Origin of the sequence: Sutcliffiella sp. NPDC057660, assembly GCF_042800035.1 — a bacterium.
In the GTDB taxonomy this organism is placed as follows: domain Bacteria; phylum Bacillota; class Bacilli; order Bacillales; family Bacillaceae_I; genus Sutcliffiella_A.
Window position 1 is genome coordinate 170,599 of record NZ_JBHVHV010000003.1, and the last position, 19,696, is coordinate 190,294.

A 19,696-nucleotide genomic window follows, 5' to 3' on the forward strand; every position below is an offset into this window, starting at 1 on the left:
AGCCCATCATAAGGATTATGACGAGCTTTTTGCGAGGTTGTAGAAAGGAAAAAGCTCATCATAAGGATCATGACGAGCTTTTTGCGAGGTTGTAGAAAGGATAAAGCTCATCATAAGAATCATGAAGAGCTTTTTACGAGGTTATAGAAAGGAAAAAGCCAATCATTCTCCTCCGGCCCCCTATTCATGTGACCAATCAATGTGATCCATCTTCAAAAATTCTTTGATCACCGTTGCACTCGCACCAAGCATGCAGGCATTTTTTCCAAGTGATGATAATTTTAACTCCTTGCGATGGTTCATGGAGGAGGTCAAATTCTCTTTGACTTTATTCAAAATTTCCGGATGATGGGAAAATATTTCACAGTTGATAATGACGGTCTCAGGATTGAGGATATTTATGATATTGTTAACGCCGATAGCCAGGTGATTGGTATAGTCCTTGATAACTTCCTCCAATTCCTCTATTCTGCTTTCCATGAATCGATGTATTTCCTCAACAGAGCAGTCCGTTCTTCCGATTCTTTCCCTTATTGACTGTAGCAGAACTTTTTCGGAAGCATATTGTTCCCAGCATCCCTTATTTCCGCATGTGCAGGTACGCCCGTCAGGTTCCATGATCATGTGGCCAACTTCGCCTGAAAAGCCTTCATATCCAAGGAATAGCTTCCGTTGAATGATGATGCCCATCCCGATTCCGGAATACGTTGTAATGCATACAAGGTCGGTACTTTCTTTGGAAAATACTTGTTCTGCAACTGCACAAAGATTAGAGTTATTGGCAATAAAAACAGGAACCTGAAAAAAAGATTCCAGGGATCTTTTTAAATCTAAATTCCTCCATCGATGCTGTGGGGTATAAACAATGTTCTGATTATTATCCACGATTCCGTGTACTCCAAGCCCGATGCCGATAATGCCGTACCGTGAAACCGGCAAAGTAGCATTTATTTCCAAAATGATCGTTTTCAATTTTTCTTCCACGGCAGGAAAGCTTGAATCTTCAATTGGGTGAGTTTCTTTTGTAACAATATTTCCCTTGAGATCTGTGGCTGCTATGCTGATGCACGTCACATCAATATCAATTCCAACCGCATATGCAGCAGATTCGTTCATGGATAGAAAAATCGGTTTTCTTCCGCCAGATGAGAACTCTGCATATGTTTCCACTAATAGTCCTTCTTCGACCAAGTCAGCAATCTGTGAAGAAACTGTCGCCTTGTTCAAACCTGTTAACTTGGCAATCTCTGCACGGGAGATGCTTTTGTGCTGCATTATTTTTTCCAATATGATTTTTCGATTTAATTGCCGGATAAATGACGCATCACCAGTATTCAAAGGAATTCCTCCATAGATGTGATTTGAAATTATTGAATAGTGTGTAAATTAACTATTGATAAGAAAATAAGGGATGTGTATGATTATATAAAAAATAGTTTGTTTAGTAAACAAACTAAGTGGAAGGGTGCAAAAAAATGAATGCATTTATCCATGATGATTTTTTGTTGACTAATAAAATGGCTAAGACACTTTACCATGATTACGCAAAGGAACAGCCTATCTATGACTATCACTGCCATTTGGATCCAAAGGAAATTTGGGAAAATAAGCAATTCTCTTCCATTGCAGAAATATGGCTTGCTGGCGACCATTATAAATGGCGTGCCATGCGCTTAAACGGAGTTTCTGAGAAATATATTACAGGAACGGCAACTGATAAGGATAAGTTTTTCCAATGGGCGAAAACTGTACCACATACATTGGGGAATCCATTGTTTCATTGGACACATCTAGAGCTGGCTAGGTATTTTGACTTTTATGAATTGCTAAACTCGGACACTGCAGATAGAGTTTGGAATAGCACAAATGCAATGCTTGAAGGAGATTCCTTACGGACAAGGGAGCTTATTAAAGGATCGAAAGTGGAAATGATCGGTACGACGGATGATCCGACAGATACCCTCGAGTTCCATGAACGGTTAGCAGAGGATAAAACATGGAAAACAAAAGTGCTGCCGACATTCCGTCCTGATAAGGGAATAGAAATAACGAAGGATACTTTTCTTCCTTGGATTCAAAAGCTTTCCAGTGTTACAGATAAAGAGATTGAAAGATTGGACGATCTGCTTGATGCCTTAAGGAAGAGAGTGGACTATTTTCATGAGAAAGGAGCTCGACTTTCCGATCATGGAATAAGCGAAATGGTTTTTGAGACTGCCACGAAAACCGAAGTAGAAGCTATATTCCAAAAGGCATTGAGTGATACCCCGCTGTCCGTGGTGGAAGCGAGAAAATATAAGACTTTCATCCTTTTATTTTTGGGTCAAGTGTACGCGGAAAAGGGATGGACGATGCAGCTGCATATCGGTGCGATGAGAAACAACAACAAAAGGATGTTCCAGATGGTAGGGGCGGATGCCGGGTTCGATACGATTGAAGATCACCCTGTGGCACAGCCCCTGGCCATGTTTCTGGATGCGCTTGATCACAACAATCAATTGCCAAAGACCATACTCTATAATTTAAATCCAAAAGACAATTTCATATTTGCTTCATTGGCAGGGAGCTACCATGAAGAAGGAATACCAGGTAAGGTTCAGTTTGGTTCCGGATGGTGGTATAACGATCAGAAGGATGGAATGGAGAGGCAGATGACAGACTTGGCCAATATCGGTCTGCTAAGCAAATTTATAGGGATGCTGACAGATTCTCGCAGCTTTTTATCCTATACAAGGCACGAATATTTCCGCCGTATCCTTTGCAATATGCTTGGAGGCTGGGTTGAAAAAGGCGAGGCGCCACATGATGAGAGATTGCTTGGATCGATGGTGAAAAGTGTATCCTATGAAAATGCAAAGAATTATTTTGATCGTGCAACCATTTCGGAGGTGAGAAAATGAAGCTGGCTTTTCGTTGGTATGGAGAGGTTGACAGTATTACGCTCGAGTATATCCGCCAAATTCCCGGGATGAAAGGAATTGTATCGGCAATCTATGATATCCCTGTCGGGGAAGTATGGCCACTGGAGAAAATCAATCATTTGATGAATGTGATTGAAAAGAATGGCTTATCTCTCGCTGTAATTGAAAGCGTTCCCGTTCATGAGGATATAAAATTGGGTCTCCCTACAAGGGATAAGTACATTTCCAACTACAAGGAGACATTAAGGAATCTTGCGAGCGCAGGTGTGGAAGTAGTCTGCTATAATTTCATGCCTGTCTTTGATTGGACTCGATCGGATCTTGACTACCTGCTGGAGGATGGGTCAACCACCTTGATCCACGATGAAGATGCAATAGAAAAAATGAATCCTTCTTCAGGAGGGTTGGCTTTGCCCGGCTGGGACGCTTCTTATAAAGATGGTGAACTGAAGGGCCTTCTGGAGTCCTATCAAGATGTCACCGAAGAAAGGCTTTGGGAGAACCTTGCATATTTTTTAAATGAGATCATACCGGTTGCGGAAGAGGTATCCATTAAAATGGCCATACATCCCGATGATCCACCATGGTCTATTTTCGGTTTGCCGAGAATCATCACAGATGCAGAAAGTTTACAGAGATTGATAGATGTACAGCAAAGCCCATCCAATGGCATTACCTTCTGCACGGGGTCATTTGGGGCAAGGGCAGATAATGATCTTCCAGGGATGATTCGCGCTTTCGGTTCAAGAATCCATTTTGCACACTGTAGGAATGTAAAACGTACTGGACCAAAGTCCTTTGAAGAGACCTCTCATCTTTCATCAGACGGTTCTGTCGATATGGTGGAGGTATTGAAGGCATATCAGGATATCGGATTTACAGGGCCACTCCGTCCGGATCATGGCAGAATGATTTGGGGAGAAACAGGGCGTGCGGGATATGGACTGTATGACAGGGCGCTTGGTGCGGTTTACCTTAATGGAATCTGGGAAGCCCTCAACAAAGTGAAAGGGGTGGAGCAATCAACATGAATCTTCCTTTCAGGGTGAATCTAGAGGGGAAAGTGATTGTGGTTACCGGCGGAAGCGGGGTGCTGGGCTCGGCGTTTTGTGAAGCTTTGGCCGAATGCGGTGCAAAGGTTGCCATCATAGGAAGAACGGAACAAAAAGTGCAGCAGCTTGCGACTGTTATCAACGGAAATGGTGGTACAGCTATCGGATTGGCTGCCAATGTAATGGATAAGTCGGAATTGGAGAATGCCAGAGAGAAAATCCAGCTGGAATTTGGCACCTGCGATATATTGATCAACGGTGCAGGTGGCAATCACCCCAAGGGTACTACAGACCTTGAATATTTTAATCAGGGAGACCTGCAAAAAGATGTCCGGACATTTTTTGATTTGGATGAAGAAGGAATCAATTATGTTTTCCAATTGAATTTCCTTGGGACCCTTCTTCCATCACAGGTATTCGGAAGAGATATGGTAGAGAAAAAAAGCGGAACGATTATCAATATTTCATCGATGAATGCATTTTCTCCATTGACCAAAATTCCTGCCTATAGTGGAGCGAAGGCAGCGGTCAGCAATTTCACGCAATGGCTTGCTGTACATATGTCAAAAGCAGGTGTGAGAGTGAACGCCATTGCACCGGGATTTTTCCTGACAGACCAGAACAGGTCGCTTCTATTGAAGAAAGAAGGTTTGCTCACGGAACGCGCTGAGAAAATAATAGCGCAAACCCCAATGGCCCGTTTCGGTGAAGGTCAGGAATTAATTGGCACACTGCTCTGGCTAGTGGATGATCGTGCTTCAGGTTTTGTGAATGGAGTGGTCGTGCCGGTTGACGGCGGATTTTCCGCATACTCAGGGGTATAAATGAAAAGGGGGATGGAAGGAATGAAACGGTATCAGGTGTTACAACGGCTTGTCGAGCAAGGTATTGTGGCAATTATCCGAGCGGAAAGTCCGGAAGGGGGCCAAAAGTTGGCAGAAGCATGTGCAGAAGGAGGGGTGACGGCCATTGAGGTGACTTTTACCGTTCCTGATGCGGATAAAGTGATTGCGTCACTTAAGGATAATAAGGGACTGCTTGTTGGAGCAGGGACTGTCCTTGATATGGAAACAGCCCGGATCGCCATTTTGGCCGGGGCGGATTATATTGTCAGTCCCTGCTTCAACATGGAAACGGCAAAACTCTGCAACAGATATCAAGTTCCTTACCTTCCTGGGTGCATGACAGTAAAGGAAGTGGTGGAAGCATTGGAATATGGTGTGGATATCATCAAATTCTTCCCAGGTAACCTGTTTTCACCGGACGCGATAAAAGCCTTTAAGGGACCAATCCCACAGGCTTCCTTTATGCCTACAGGTGGAGTAACCCTGGACAATGTCGGTGATTGGTTCAAGGCTGGGGCAATCGCAGTGGGAGTAGGGGGAGAGCTGACTGCTCCAGCAAAACAAGGAAACTACCATGGGGTAACTGAATTGGCAAGGCAGTTTTTCAAGAAGGTACATGAGAGCAGAACAGTGGGTGTAAGACTTTGAAAGTGGTGACTTTCGGTGAATTGATGATGCGCCTTACCCCTCCGAATTACAGCAGGATTGTGCAGACTACCGAGTTTCAGGCGGTCTTCGGAGGTGGAGAGGCTAATGTAGCCGCCTCTCTGGCATTGTTTGGACATAAGGTTCAGTTTGTGACGAAGCTGCCTGAAAATGATTTGGGAACAAGTGCCCTCAGGCATCTGGAACAGCAAAGAGTCCATACTGACTTCATTGCCAGGGGAGGAGAAAGATTAGGGCTTTATTTTTTAGAGCAGGGTATGTCGGTCAGGCCTTCTCAAGTCATCTATGATCGGAAAAATTCTTCCATTGCCAAAGCACGCCAGGAAGATTTTGATTGGGAGGAGATTTTTGAAGGAGCCGACCTTTTTCATACATCCGGGATAACGCTTGGAATAAGTGATGCTGCAAGAGAAATTGCATTGACTGCTATCAAAGCGGCGAAAAACAGGGGCATCAAGACAAGCTTTGATATAAACTATCGAAGTAAGCTGTGGGGGATGGAAGAGGCTCGGGAAGCAATAAAATCCATTCTCCCCTATGTGGATATCTGTTTTGGAGGCTATTTGGATGCAGTAAATATACTAGGGTTAAAGAGTTCAGTTTCAGACGGGAATAGAGAAAAGCTTTATGAGGATCTTTTTCAGCAGATTTGCACCTTTTATGGAGTGAAAAAGGTGATTTGCACGTATAGGGAGACACATTCCGTAATGAAGCATTCTCTTACAGGTTATCTCTATTCAAGGGGCGAAGGCATTCTTACCACAGATTCGCAGACCTTTGACATACTTGATCGGGTCGGAGGGGGAGATGCGTTTGCGGCAGGCTATCTCCACGGGCATATTTCAGGTTGGAGCGATGAGGACAGTTTGACCTTTGCATTGGGTGCTTCCGTGTTGAAACACACCATTTCAGGTGATGCAAACCTGGCAACAGAAAGGGAAGTAAGAGCCTTTTTGGAACATAAGGGGGTAAGTGGGATTGTAAGGTAGGGTAATGAAAGACTTGCTATGCTAACCATGCATTCCTTTGTTCTCCTAAGAGAAATCAAAAACCCTCTCAATATGAAAAGAGAGGGTTTCTGATTACCTTAAATGTTTCGTGACATCATTGTTTTCCTGCAAGCTCCTTAATGCCTGTTTTATTTCTAGCATATTTTCAATCTGAAGGGTCAGGGTATGCTTGATCAATGAATTTTTATCCTGTTGTCCATCCTTAAAATGGGTAATGGCACTTTTCAGTAAGGTAGTGTCATTTTTCATGGAAACTTGTTCTTTCTGTATTTGTAGTTGGATCGCTTTTATTTCTTTAAGCTCTGAAAGTATCTCGTTTAATACTTTTTCCATTTTTTCGCTCCCTTTGGTTGTCCTATGCAACCTGTTCTTTTGCAAAATACCTCAAAAAAGCTAACAAACCAAGTACATATAGTATAAATTCACTTTTTTGCCAGTCTTTAAACTACAAGTTGCGATAATTACTTCTTCTCGTTTTGGAAGTAAAGAAAAAAGCAAATGAATGGGAGATCTTCCCAAGCATTTGCTTCTTTTAGTTAGTATTGTTATTTGGGTAGGTATCCTGTAGAAAACGCACAGATTGTTCTATCAACTTTTTTAATACTGCCACATCCACGTCAGCCAGATTGTTGATGTACACACATGCTTTGCCGGTGGTATGCTTGCCGAAATTCTCCAGCAGCTCTTCACGTTGTGTGTCACCTGTTGCGAAATAGAGACTTATCTTAGCCTTCCTTGGGGAAAATCCTACGAGAGGTGCATCCCCTTCATGGCCGGTTGGATATTTATAGTGATAGGATCCAAAGCCGATGATGCTCGGGCCCCACATTTTTGCTTGATAGCCCGTTGTTTCAGTAAAGATATCCAACAACTTATAAGCATCCTCCCGCTTCGTTGGATTTTCTACATTTTCAATGAATTCTACAACACTTCTATCATTTTCCTTCGTTTTTAACTCGTACATAAAAGAACTCCTTTTTGTTTATGGCTGTTTTTGCAGAAATTGTTGCTTTTGACGAATACAACATATACACGTTAATTCACCTACCATCGTGCTCTTTTCGGTGTAATAGATAATTATTTTTTAAACAATACGTAGTTGTTCTCAGTAAAAAATCCAAAAGCCGATTTTTCGTGGTCATAAGCAACATTCTTTACGAAAAGAGCCTTGTTTATTTACCGATTAAAAGCCAATGCTCCGGCAAGGGTTGGTTTTATGGAAACATTATTAAAGGAAAGTCCAAGATTGACAGTCGTTTGCGCAATTTCCGGGCGAATCCCCGAAAGAGAACATTTTACACCAATGAGGGTCAGGGCTTTGATCAACTGGAAAATCTGATCTGCCACCATGGTATCAATAATCACTACTCCTGATAGATCAATGAAAAGATGGTTGATTCCGAGCTTTGAACATTGCTCCAGGGTATGCTCCAGCATAAATTTTGCTCTGCCTGTATCGATATCTCCCACTAAAGGAAGCAACGCTCGATTATTGTCCAAGGCAATGACAGGGGAGCTCAGTTCCTGGATCATCTCCTGCTGTGCTTTGAGTTTCTGTTCGGAGACTTTCTGATGCTCTTCCACAAACCTCAGGACTACTTTGTCAAAGGCTTTAATAATCATATTGTTCCAAGTAATTTCATTATTTTTGTATGATTCATGGGTCGTGACGAACTCATGTATAAATTGAATATACTGTTCCCTTACTCTGAAAAACTCTCTTATTGTAAAGTGGATAGGGGTATTCAGGTGCTGCTCGTCCTGTGCGATGGATAAGATCCAATTCTGGAAATCATGGAAGAACTTTGTTTCCTCTTCAACGAATATCTTGCAAAGGTGCAAGTGGAAATCATAGTTTTGCTTTTTTAATGTTTGAATGACTTCCGGGTTTGTGGACGCATATACACCTGTTGAATTCTGTGTATCCAAACTTTCATACCACTGCTCTGTAAGGACTTTCGCTTTGTTTAACAAAAATGAATGCAATTCTTCATTTCTATGCATACTTACATCTCCTCTTAGTAGCCTTTAGAATAATCAACCAAATTGATTGGGGGCTGTTTCCCTTCTAGATAGTCCATGAGATTAGGCAGGAAGATATTCTCTATGACCCTTTTTGTATAGTGCTCCGTTGACCCTGAAGTATGGGGTGTGATGATGACATTTTCCATTTCCCACAAAGGACTAGTTTCTTCAAGTGGTTCTTTCACAAATACATCCAGTCCTGCTCCGGCAAGTTCTCCAGTTTGCAATGCTTCCACAAGCTCATCTTCCTTTACGATTTCGCCTCTGCCGATATTGATGATGAAGGAGGATTTTTTCATTAACCTAAATTCCTTTTCTCCAAACATTTGGAAGGTATGCGGGGTCAATGGAAGCGTGATTACTACATAATCGCACTCGGGGAGTACATGGTGAAGTTCTTCGGGAGTAAACATGTTATCCACGTTATCTGTCTCTTTACCGGAATTCCTTACGCCGAGTACTCTCATTCCAAACGCCTTGGCAATCTTTGCTGTTTCTTTCCCGATTTCCCCGACGCCTATGATCCCGATTGTCTTTCCGTGCATTTCGAGGTTCATATGGGCATGGTGCCATTTCTTTTCCTGTTGATTTTTTACATACGTATGTATTTTTCTAGTGAGTCCAAGCATCAAGCCAATAATGGTTTCCGAGATGGGATATGCATGTACACCATTCGCGCTTGTGAGTGCTATTTCTTTAGAAGCAAGCTTTTCAAGGGGCATGGTGTTCACCCCGGCACTCCAGGCTTGTATCCAACGGAGCTCAGAGTACTCACGAAGGGACAACTCCTCAAGGTCCTTCTTCCAACCGGCGATGATTTCCGCCTTATTGGCATATGGTGCCCAGACATCCTTTTCCTTACCTACAATCAGTTCCCAATCAGGAGCCAGTGCTTTGATTTTTTGTGTATACTCATCGCCGATATCCTGCGTTATAACCATGATTCGCTTTTTCATGATGAATGTCCTCCAGTACTAGTATTAACTATATCTTACCAAAATAGTGGAAAAGTTAGAAATAATAAGAACTCTTTGTAGGGATATTTCATAATTAGTAGAATAATTTTTCCAAAGTGTGGAAGCTGGGAAAAGAGATGTAGTAAAAAAATGCAGATTTCGGATAGACTGTCCAATTATTGAACACATACCTCATAAAATTGCCCGTTCTATATTGGCATGCTTATTGCATTAAAAACAGTAAGCAATTTAATAGGGGGTTATGAAATGAAGGTTGAAAATATTTGTGCACTTGTAACAGGGGGTGCATCAGGTCTTGGAGAAGCGACAGTAAGAAATATTGTAGAAAAAGGCGGAAAGGCACTTATTTTGGATCTTTCGGAAAAGCGTGGCAGAATGCTTGTAGAGGAGCTTGGTAATTCGGTCCTCTACTTCAAAACGGACGTGACCAGTGAAGAGGATGTAAGAGCAGCCTTGAAGCAAGGGATAGAAAAGATTGGTTCTATAAATGCAGTAGTAAATTGTGCAGGTATTGGCGTTGCGCAAAAGGTTCTAAGCAGGAAGGGAACACATCCTCTTGATCATTTTTCTAAAGTGATCTCCATCAACCTGATCGGCTCCTTCAATGTCATCAGGCTTGCTGCGGAAAGAATGGCATTGAATGAACCGAATGCCGAGGGCGAGCGTGGGGTAATCATCAATACAGCTTCCGTTGCCGCATTTGATGGACAGATCGGACAGGCTGCCTATTCTGCTTCAAAGGGTGGCATTGTTGGGATGACACTACCGATTGCAAGAGAGCTTGCCGCTTTCGGTATCAGGGTGATGACGATAGCACCCGGACTGTTCCATACACCGATGTTTGATTCTCTGCCGATAGAAGCGAGAGACTCTTTAGGAAAGATGGTGCCGTTCCCGCCTCGACTTGGATATCCACAGGAATATGCCCAGCTTGTTCAAAGCATTATGGAAAATCCGATGATGAATGGGGATACCATCCGTCTCGATGGTGCCATCCGCATGCAGCCGAAATAATTGCCGCAATGGAGGGTGGGAATCTTTTTTAGTGGATTCCCGCTCTTTTTTTAATTCAATTTTCTAACAATTCACGCTGTTTTCCTTTACAATGGAAGTATCCGATGGCAAAGGGGATTATTGTGATGATTCCATTAAAAGATATGATAACACCGGTCCGGTATAGGATAACTGCAGACACCTCCTTAAGACAAGCACTGGCAATAATGAGAGAAAACAAGTGGAATCTATTGCCTGTCACCAATAAGGATCATAGGCTTGTAGGTGTTTTCACCAGATCGAGCTTATATAGAATGATTATGGAACAACTGGACTTGGAAACACCTATAAGGGACTACATAAAAGAAAACGTATCGACACTTTCCATCACTACCTCCTATTCCGAAGTGGAAAGTATAGTCCGGACGAGCGCAGTTGGTACTGGGGTGGTCGTCGATGATGCAGAGAGGGTAGTCGGACTTTTTACAAAAACGGATATGGTATTGAGCCTCTTGAAAGCGACAAGTACATTAAAAGATCAGCTTGATACGGTACTGACACATTCAACTATCGGGGTAGTGATGACAGATGAGAACAAACAGATCATCTATGTAAACGAACGTGTTTGCATGATGACCGGGAGAAAGTCATCAGAGCTGCAATCTACCGGTCTATTATCTGTTTTTCCCGAAGCAGGACAAGCCTTGGAGAGTGGGGCTCCTTTTCATCCAATGAAAGTGGAAAGATTGAAAGCGGTACTCACCATGACATCCTATGAGAATGTCCGAAACAAAATAGGTCATATTATCCTTTTTCAGGATTTGTCTGAGATTGAAAACATTGCTACGGAACTTGAATCAGTAAAAAGCTTGAAGCTCTCCCTTCAGACAGCCATTGATCACGCGTACGACGGAATCATGATGACGGATGAAAAACAGTACATACAAATGGTCAGTCCATCATTATTGGAGCTATTTCAAATAGAGCAGAAAGATATCCTGTTTAAAAGAGCGGATAAGGTATTCCCGCAATTTCAACTCTCCAAAGTCTATGAAAGTGAAGCAGCGGAAGTCAGCGATTTCAAAGAAATCAACGGAATTAAATACATTGTCCATCGCATCCCGATTCTGCAGGATGGCAAGGTGGTTGGTGCGATCGGGAAAATCATGTACCGGCAGTTGAATGAAGTAAGTGAGCTTTTCAAAAAGCTTCAAAAAGCGGAAAACAAAGCGAACTATTATCATTCCGAATATCAGAAGGCGGAGTCTGCGAAATTTACCTGGGACCATATTATAAGCAAGGACCCCTATATGGAAAAGCTGAAGAAAAGTGCGACAAAAGCTGCAAAAGGCAGGTCTACCGTCCTGATCCGCGGGGAAAGCGGAACAGGTAAAGAATTGTTCGCCCATGCAGTCCACAACAGCTCAGCCCGTAAAGAAGGTAAGTTTGTAGTGGTGAACTGCGCAGCAATACCGGAGGATCTGTTGGAATCGGAGTTTTTTGGCTATGAAGACGGGGCATTTACCGGTGCGAGGAATAAGGGGAAAATCGGGAAATTCGATCTTGCCAATGGTGGTACACTTTTCTTGGACGAAATAGGGGACATGTCTTTGAATCTTCAGGCAAAACTTCTTCGTGTACTGCAGGAAAGGGAATTTTACCGGGTTGGAGGGACCAAGCGGATTCAAGTGGATGTCCGGATTATTGCCGCTACCAATCGGAACCTGGAAGAGATGGTGAAAGAGGGAATATTTCGTGAGGATTTATACTACCGTTTAAATGTGATTTCTTTTCATATTCCACCGCTCCGGGATAGAGTAGGCGATATTCCATTGTTGATCGGGAAAATGGTGACAGAACTGAATGCCGCTTTAAATACGTCAATCACAGGGATGGATACTCTTGCAAGAGATGTCCTGGAAACCTATCATTGGCCAGGGAATGTCCGTGAACTTCGTAACGTCATGGAAAGGGCGATGACATTTGCGGAGCATGGCAAAATCCAGCTTGAGGATCTTCCGGAATATATGGTGGTAAAGCGGCGTGAGAAACACATAGCTTCCTATTTGCCGGAGGTGAAAATGGCTGAGAGCGCAGAAAGGAATGCCATCGAAAATGCGCTCGAAAAGACAAACGGAAACAAAGCGAAGGCTGCCCGTATATTGGGGATAAGCAGATCTGGGCTTTATGAGAAAATTAAGAAGTATCAGTTGTTAAGATGAAGGAAAGAGCAGTCCGATTAATCTTCAGAATCATGTCAGAAGTGTCCATTTTGCGGACACTTTTTTTGTTTATTAATTTGGTTGTGTTAAAGAAAAAGTGTTGATTTTCAAGGTCACCAGCTGTTGATTGGAGCAATAGGCGAAGACTCCTGCGGGAGGTAGCGGTTAGTGGAGACCCCGCAGGCAACGCCGAGGAGGCTCCACAAGCGCCCCGCGGAAAGCGAAGCCTAGTGCGGAAATCAACAGCGGTGTTTAACAGAGCCATAAAATAAATCAGGGTAACTCAACTGCGTTTAGAATATTGGCACAATTCTTGCATGATGACTATTAACACCCATTAAAGGAGGATGAAAGATGAACATTGGAATGTATTTATCGCAAAATGCCAGAAAAGTGCCTGAAAAACTTGCAATAAGCTGTGAGGACAGGTCCTACAACTACGATCAGTTTAATCGGGAGGTTAACAGGCTCGCAAATGGATTATTTGATACCGGACTACTGACCAAAGGTGACAAAATTGCTTTCATGATGAAAAACTCCGACCATTTTGTGTTCTCTTATTTTGCAGGAGCAAAAATAGGAGCAGTCATCGTACCTATGAATTTTCGTTTAACCTCTTCGGAAATAAGCTATATCCTGGATCAGTCGGAGGCGAAGGCGGTTATTTGTGACAGTGAATTTGAAGAGGTTATCCAAAAGGCTATGGAAGGTTCCTCAGTTCAAACGGTGGTGGTCGTGGGAACAGCCAAAATTCCTGAGCACCGCTCCTACCATGAAATCCTCTCTGTAAACGAACAGGACCCGGATATCGCAGTCATGGAAACTGATGATCTGGAAATTCTCTATACTTCAGGAACGACAGGCCGTCCTAAAGGCGCATTATTCGATCATCGCCGTATATTCAATGTAGGTTTATCAATGATGATCAGTATGGGAATCAATCAACAAGAGCGATTTCTACATATTGCACCGCTTTTCCATTCGGCACAATTGAACCTTTTTCTTGTATCAGGAGTGGTCCTTGGAGCAACCCATTATATTCACAGGGACTTCCATCCGGTTCATACCCTTCAAGCAATACAGGAGCATAAGATTACCCACTTTTTCGGAGTCCCTGCGATGTTCAACTTCCTCCTGCAGGTTCCAAATGCAGGCGACTATGATCTGTCATCCATTAAACGCTGTGGATATGGCGCTGCACCGATGGCACCGGAACTCGTAAAAAAGAGCATGAACCTTTTTAAGAATGATCAGTTCTACAATCTCTGCGGTCTGACAGAAGCGGGACCAAATGGAATATTGCTTGATCCAAATGGCCATAAAAATCATCTCGGGAAAAACGGCAAGCCTTCCTTCCTGACAGAAGCCAAGGTGGTTGATGAAGCAGGCCGGGAGATTGCACCAGGTGCGGTCGGTGAATTTGTCCTTCGGGGTGAATCCATCATGAAAGAATATTATAGAAAACCAGAAGAAACGAAAGCGACACTAAAAGAGGGATGGCTTTATACAGGAGATTTGGCCACGGTTGACGAAGAAGGTAATATCACCTTGGTGGACCGCAAAAAAGATATGATCATCTCTGGCGGCGAAAATGTCTATTCCATAGAAGTGGAAGAAGTTCTCTATGAACATCCACAGGTTTTGGAGGCAGCAATTATCGGATTGCCTGATGAAGTATGGGGAGAAGCGGTATGTGCTGTAGTTGTCCCCCATAAAGAACAGATGGTAGATGAAGAAGAACTGAAGCAGTTCTGCCGCCAGAAGCTCGCAGGCTACAAGGTGCCGAGAAGAATCTTTATCGAAGAGGCACTTCCCCGAAATGCATCCGGGAAAATACTGAAATATCAGCTTCGGCAGCAACTAAATAAAGTGAAGGCTTAGAGGTGGTAAAATGAAATCGCTTTCAACGAAAAAGGGAAAGATGGAGCATCCATACTTGACCGGGGAGCATCATCAATTTCGCAAGTCTTTAAGGAAGTTTTTAGAGAAGGAAGCGTATCCCTTTTATGAGGAGTGGGAAGAAAACAGAATCATTCCCAGGTCTTTTTGGGAGAAGATGGGGGAACAGGGCTATCTATGCCCCGATATCGAGGAAAAGTATGGGGGAAGTGAAACGGACTGGGGCTATTCGGTTGTAATCAACGAAGAGCTTGAACGGGTAGGTACAGGCTTGATCGGGATTGCGCTTCATAACGACATTGTTGTACCATATCTAACCTCATTTGGGACAGATGAGCAGAAGGAACGCTGGCTGCCCCATTGCGTTAATGGTAAAACCATTACCGCAATCGCGATGACCGAGCCGGGAACGGGATCGGATCTGGCGAATATCAAGACGACAGCAAGGCTAGAAGGCGACTATTATATCGTAAATGGAGCGAAGACTTTTATCACCAACGGCATCCATGCTGACCTCGTAATCGTTGCATGCAAAACGGATACAGAGATCCGGCCAAAGCATAAAGGTGTCAGTCTGCTTGTTATCGAGAGGGGACATCCAGGCTTCAGCAGGGGGAGAAAGCTGGATAAAGTGGGGCTGCATTGCCAGGATACTGCAGAATTGTATTTTGAAGATTGCAAGGTGCCAAGAGAGAATCTCTTGGGTGAAGAAGGAAAAGGCTTTCTATATTTGATGGAAAAGCTGCAGCAGGAGCGTCTTCTTGTCGCGATTGGTGCCCAGGTTGCCTCTGAGGAGATGCTGCAGGACACGATTGACTATGTAAAAAGCAGGGAGGCATTCGGGAAGCCTGTCAGCCAGTTCCAGAACACGCAATTCAAGATTGCGGAAATGGCGACAGACGTCGAAATGGGCAGGGCTTTTCTGGATAGATTGATCGGTGAGCATATGCTTGGGGAAAATGTTGTCACAAAAGTCTCCATGGCAAAATGGAAGCTGACGGAGATTGCCCGCAATATCGCAACACAATGCATGCAACTGCATGGTGGCTATGGCTATATGGAAGAATACAAGATTGCAAGAAGATACCGTGATATTCCGGTAGCAAGCATCTATGCCGGAACGAATGACATCATGAAAACCATCATTGCAAAAAATCTGGGTTTATAGAGAAGGGAAGGTATTCAACATGAGAGAAGTCGTCATTGTCGAAGGGGTACGCTCCCCGGTAGGAAGAAGAAACGGACTATTAAAGGATATGAGACCGGACGATTTGGCCGGTGAAGTTTTGAAGGAACTTGTTAACAGAGCTGGTATTGATGCCGGGATGGTCGAGGATGTCATTCTGGGATGTGTGACGCAATCCGGGGAGCAGGCTGGGGATATAGCAAGGGTCGCTGCACTTATTGCCGGTTTTCCAATTGAGGTGCCAGGCACCACCCTTGACCGCCAATGCGGATCCAGCCAGCAGGCTGTCCATTTTGCTGCCCAGGCGATTTTGGCTGGGGATATGGATATTGTGATAGCTGGCGGTGTGGAAAATATGTCTCGTGTACCGATGGGATCCAACTATCAGAAGGCACCATTCAGTGACAAGCTGACGGAGCGCTATGAAATGATCAACCAGGGATTGTCAGCAGAACGAATTGCCGAAAACTATGGATTTACAAGAGAAGATTTGGACCGGTTCTCTTATGAGAGTCACCAGAAGGCGTTGAAAGCACAAGCGGAGGGCTATTTTGATAAAGAAATCATGCCTTTGGAGGTGACTCTGCCTGATGGGACGACCACTCTAATGAAGGAGGATTCTGGTCCGAGGGCAGAAACGTCAGTCGAAGCACTTGGTGGGCTAAAAACAGTCTTCAAGGATGATGGCGTGATCCATGCCGGGAATGCAAGTCAAATCAGTGACGGTGCAGCGGCACTTCTCCTCATGACAAAAGAAAAGGCATTGGAGCTTGGGTTGAAGCCCCGTTTCAAAGTCCATACAAGAGTAGTGGTCGGTTCGGACCCGACCTTGATGCTGACAGGGCCAATCCCTGCCACGGAAAAGGTTCTGGATAAGTCCGGGCTCTCGCTTGAAGATATCGACATTTTTGAAGTGAATGAGGCATTTGCTCCTGTACCAATGGCATGGCTGAAGGAGACAGGGGCAGATCCGGTTAAGCTGAATCCGAATGGAGGTGCGATTGCCCTAGGTCACCCACTTGGAGCAAGCGGGGCCAGAATCATGGTCAGCATGATGCATGAACTTGAGCGGACGGGCGGTAGATATGGGCTGCAGACGATGTGTGAAGGTCATGGCATGGCGAACGCGACAATTATTGAACGGTTAACCTAAACTACAAGGTTCAGGAGGAGAAAGATGTCTATTACCATAGCGAAAATCTTTGATCTTGCCGTACAGAAGTTTCCGGATAAAGAAGCGTTATACGATGTAAGGAAGAATGTCCGTCTAACCTATAAAGAATGGGATCATGAAGTGAACAAACTAGCCAATGCGTTTTTACAGGCAGGTGTGAAAAAAGGGGATAGGGTATCCACTTTTCTTTTTAACACGGAAGAACTGGCTACAACCATGCTAGCTTGTGCAAAAATCGGCGCTGTCTTCAATCCGATCAATTTTAGGCTTGGAGCGGAAGAGGTTGCTTACATTCTTGAGGATGCACAACCGAAAATCGTGGTGATGGAGCAGGCGCTTGAGCATGTAGTTTCCCAGATTAGCAATCGTTTTGGAGAGATCAGCTTCTGGAAAATTGACGGGGAACCGGCAAGCTATGCCGCAAGCTATCAGGATAAGGTAGCTGCAGCCCCAGATCGAGTGGTGGAATCGGACGTCCAGGAAAGTGACATCTATGCCATCATGTACACAAGCGGTACGACAGGAAGACCTAAGGGTGTCATCCACCTTCATCGTGAAATGGCGGAGCAGAGCCTGATTGTGATTTCGGCAACCAGACTGGAAGCTTTTGATGTTGGTCTCGTGACAGCACCGATGTTTCATTGTGCGGAGCTGCATTGTGCGATGATACCAAGAATACATGTGGGGGCAAGCAATGTCATTCTTCATCATTTTGAGCCGAAAAAAGTGCTGCAGCTGATCCAGGAGGAAAAGGTGACGAAGTTCTTTGCTGCACCGACCATGTGGAACATGCTCCTTCAGGAAAACCTGAACAACTATAATTTGAAGAGCCTGAAGCTTGGGTTATACGGGGCAGCACCAATGGCGCCTGCGCTTGTACGCGCCTGCCACGAGCAGCTTGGCATTTCACTTGTACAAGCTTATGGGATGACGGAAATGGGCCCTGCCATCACTTTTTTATCGGAAAAAGATCAGCTGACAAAGGCAGGCTCTGCCGGCCAGGCGTGCTTGAACCATGAGATCCGTATTGTAAGGACGAATGAAAATGGCCCATCAGATCCTGATGATGTGGTACAGGCAGGGGAAGCAGGAGAAATCATTGTCAAAGGACCTTGTATGATGAAGGGCTACTTCAATAGGGAAGAAGCAACACAACACTCCATGTATAAAGGCTGGTATCACTCGGGGGATATCGGTTATCTCGATGAGGAAGGTTATCTATGGGTAAAAGACCGCGTGGATGACATGATCATAAGCGGCGGTGAGAATATCTATCCCCGTGAGGTAGAGGATGTCCTATATGAACATAAGGGAATTCTCGACATTGCGGTGGTCGGTCTGCCTGATGACAGGTGGGGTGAAACCGTCACGGCGTTTGTGGTGAAAAAAGATCCTTCCCTTACTGAAGAGGAATTGGATCAATGGTGTCAGGGCAGCTCCAGGCTCGCCCGATATAAGCGACCAAGAAAATATATGTTTGTTGAGGCGCTTCCCCGAAATGCCAGCGGAAAAATCCAGAAGTTTGTCCTGAGAAAACAGATGGAGGAAATCTACATGGGAGAAGAAGCGTCCACATGATAGAGGGAATGCTCGAAGGAATCAGAGTGATTGATTTTACCAACTACCTTCCTGGACCTTTTGCCTCACAGCGATTGGCGGAGCTCGGAGCGGAAATCATCAAGATCGAGTCCGTGCATGGTGATCCAGCCCGTCACACCGGATTGAAAAGGGATGGGACGGGCATTGTCTATCTTGCAAACAACCGGGGGAAAAAGAGCATTTCGGTGGATCTGAAAAAGGAAGGCTCCCGGGATTTAATAATGGGACTGATTGATAGTTCAGACGTTGTGATGGAGAGCTATCGGCCTGGTGTGATGAATAAATTAGGGATCGACTATGAATCTATCAAAAAAAGAAACGAAAAAATCGTCTACTGTTCCATCACTGGCTACGGAGCCAAGGGTGAATGGAGCAGTCTTGGAAGCCATGATTTGAACTATATGGCTCTAAGTGGAGTGCTCGCACAACTGAAGGATAAGTCAGGTAGACCCATACATCCTTACATTACAATAGCCGACTATTTTGGCAGTTTTGCAGCATGCGAACGAATTCTTGCTGCACTTTTATCAAAGATAAGGACCGGCAATGGCAGCTATCATTGCATCTCCATTACGGATGTGATGGCATCCTTGATGGGAAATCATTTGGCTATCCATGAGGCGATAGGGGAGTCAAGTGGCATCACTCAACTTAATGGGGAAATCTTATGCTATGGAATCTATAAAACTAAGGATGGAAGATTTATCACACTCGGTGCGTTGGAGCCGAAGTTCTGGGTAAACTTCTGTGATGCCGTCGACAGGCAGGAGTGGAAAACAGCTCAATTCTCGGTCCAAAGAGAGAGCAATCCTGTTTTTATGGCTCTGAAAAAACTGTTCCAGAGCAAAAGCTTTGTGGAGTGGATTGAGTTTGGTAGACAGGTTGATTGCTGTATAGCGCCAGTTTTGGAAGTTGGGGAACTGGAAGCCTTCCCTTATTTTCAGGAAAAGGGAATCGTGTACAGAAACGAAGAAGGGCATCTCGAAGTGAATATGCATGATGGTTCCGTAAAGGATAAAGGCAAGCCGCCAATTCTCGGAGAGCATAATAGTCTGCTTGATTCAGAGGTTCGGCAATGAAAACCTTTTCAGTAAAACTGCAATCTATAAAAAGTGAATGAGGAAGGG

At 44.3% G+C, this 19,696-nt stretch carries 17 protein-coding genes; 12 read left to right on the forward strand and 5 right to left on the reverse strand.

All coding sequences use genetic code 11. The annotated features are described in order from the left end of the window. Nucleotides 1–180: 180 nt before the first annotated feature. On the reverse strand, nt 181–1,338 hold the full coding sequence (locus ACFVAD_RS04085) for an ROK family transcriptional regulator (RefSeq protein ID WP_386636371.1): 1,158 nt from the start codon (nt 1,336–1,338) through the stop codon (nt 181–183). Between the two features lie 137 nt (nt 1,339–1,475). Between ACFVAD_RS04085 and uxaC the strand changes: the two genes are divergently transcribed. Genes uxaC through ACFVAD_RS04110 form a run of 5 tightly spaced genes read left to right on the forward strand, consistent with a single transcriptional unit; the run spans nt 1,476 to nt 6,473 of the window. Further along, a complete protein-coding gene (gene uxaC / locus ACFVAD_RS04090; protein WP_386636373.1) occupies nt 1,476–2,900 on the forward strand; it encodes a glucuronate isomerase in 1,425 nt (474 codons plus the stop codon). Next, nucleotides 2,897–3,952 (forward strand): mannonate dehydratase, encoded by a 1,056-nt coding sequence (gene uxuA, locus ACFVAD_RS04095; protein WP_386636375.1) that lies wholly within the window; start codon nt 2,897–2,899, stop codon nt 3,950–3,952. Before uxaC ends, uxuA begins: the two co-directional genes overlap by 4 nt. Further along, complete coding sequence (locus tag ACFVAD_RS04100) at nt 3,949–4,797, forward strand: SDR family oxidoreductase (RefSeq protein ID WP_386636377.1); 849 nt, start codon at nt 3,949–3,951, stop codon at nt 4,795–4,797. The genes uxuA and ACFVAD_RS04100 overlap by 4 nt, the downstream gene beginning before the upstream one ends. A 21-nt stretch (nt 4,798–4,818) precedes the next feature. Further along, on the forward strand, nt 4,819–5,466 hold the full coding sequence (locus ACFVAD_RS04105) for a bifunctional 4-hydroxy-2-oxoglutarate aldolase/2-dehydro-3-deoxy-phosphogluconate aldolase (RefSeq protein WP_386636379.1): 648 nt from the start codon (nt 4,819–4,821) through the stop codon (nt 5,464–5,466). A gap of 2 nt (nt 5,467–5,468) precedes the next feature. Continuing rightward, a complete protein-coding gene (locus tag ACFVAD_RS04110; RefSeq protein WP_386636608.1) occupies nt 5,469–6,473 on the forward strand; it encodes a PfkB family carbohydrate kinase in 1,005 nt (334 codons plus the stop codon). Nucleotides 6,474–6,566: 93 nt separating this feature from the next. Here ACFVAD_RS04110 and ACFVAD_RS04115 read toward each other — a convergent pair whose 3' ends face one another. From ACFVAD_RS04115 to ACFVAD_RS04130, 4 genes are all read right to left on the reverse strand, one after another. Then, nucleotides 6,567–6,827 (reverse strand): hypothetical protein, encoded by a 261-nt coding sequence (locus ACFVAD_RS04115; protein WP_386636381.1) that lies wholly within the window; start codon nt 6,825–6,827, stop codon nt 6,567–6,569. Between the two features lie 199 nt (nt 6,828–7,026). Then, complete coding sequence (locus tag ACFVAD_RS04120) at nt 7,027–7,458, reverse strand: DUF1801 domain-containing protein (protein ID WP_386636383.1); 432 nt, start codon at nt 7,456–7,458, stop codon at nt 7,027–7,029. A gap of 212 nt (nt 7,459–7,670) precedes the next feature. After that, a complete protein-coding gene (locus ACFVAD_RS04125; protein ID WP_386636385.1) occupies nt 7,671–8,498 on the reverse strand; it encodes an STAS domain-containing protein in 828 nt (275 codons plus the stop codon). A gap of 14 nt (nt 8,499–8,512) precedes the next feature. Beyond that, the gene (locus ACFVAD_RS04130) at nt 8,513–9,475 is read right to left on the reverse strand and encodes a D-2-hydroxyacid dehydrogenase (RefSeq protein WP_386636387.1); all 963 of its coding nucleotides are present in this window, start codon (nt 9,473–9,475) and stop codon (nt 8,513–8,515) included. 267 nt (nt 9,476–9,742) lie between these two features. On the opposite strand from ACFVAD_RS04130, the gene ACFVAD_RS04135 reads away from it, so the two are divergent. The 7 genes from ACFVAD_RS04135 to ACFVAD_RS04165 all read left to right on the forward strand — a co-directional run bounded on the left by ACFVAD_RS04135 (nt 9,743) and on the right by ACFVAD_RS04165 (nt 19,648). Continuing rightward, nucleotides 9,743–10,510 (forward strand): 3-hydroxyacyl-CoA dehydrogenase, encoded by a 768-nt coding sequence (locus tag ACFVAD_RS04135; RefSeq protein ID WP_386636389.1) that lies wholly within the window; start codon nt 9,743–9,745, stop codon nt 10,508–10,510. Between the two features lie 125 nt (nt 10,511–10,635). Continuing rightward, nucleotides 10,636–12,711, forward strand: coding sequence for a sigma 54-interacting transcriptional regulator (locus ACFVAD_RS04140; RefSeq protein WP_386636391.1), 2,076 nt, complete (start codon nt 10,636–10,638; stop codon nt 12,709–12,711). Nucleotides 12,712–13,065: 354 nt separating this feature from the next. Continuing rightward, on the forward strand, nt 13,066–14,592 hold the full coding sequence (locus ACFVAD_RS04145) for a class I adenylate-forming enzyme family protein (RefSeq protein ID WP_386636393.1): 1,527 nt from the start codon (nt 13,066–13,068) through the stop codon (nt 14,590–14,592). A 40-nt stretch (nt 14,593–14,632) separates the two neighbouring features. Beyond that, a complete protein-coding gene (locus ACFVAD_RS04150; RefSeq protein WP_386636610.1) occupies nt 14,633–15,778 on the forward strand; it encodes an acyl-CoA dehydrogenase family protein in 1,146 nt (381 codons plus the stop codon). Nucleotides 15,779–15,797: 19 nt separating this feature from the next. Continuing rightward, nucleotides 15,798–16,949, forward strand: coding sequence for a thiolase family protein (locus tag ACFVAD_RS04155; RefSeq protein WP_386636395.1), 1,152 nt, complete (start codon nt 15,798–15,800; stop codon nt 16,947–16,949). Between the two features lie 24 nt (nt 16,950–16,973). Further along, nucleotides 16,974–18,548 carry a fatty acid--CoA ligase gene (locus ACFVAD_RS04160; protein WP_386636396.1) on the forward strand — a complete coding sequence of 525 codons (1,575 nt, stop codon included), beginning with the start codon at nt 16,974–16,976 and terminating at the stop codon, nt 18,546–18,548. Continuing rightward, entirely contained in the window at nt 18,545–19,648 is a 1,104-nt protein-coding gene (locus ACFVAD_RS04165) for a CaiB/BaiF CoA transferase family protein (RefSeq protein WP_386636398.1), read from the forward strand. The genes ACFVAD_RS04160 and ACFVAD_RS04165 overlap by 4 nt, the downstream gene beginning before the upstream one ends. Nucleotides 19,649–19,696 lie beyond the last annotated feature (48 nt).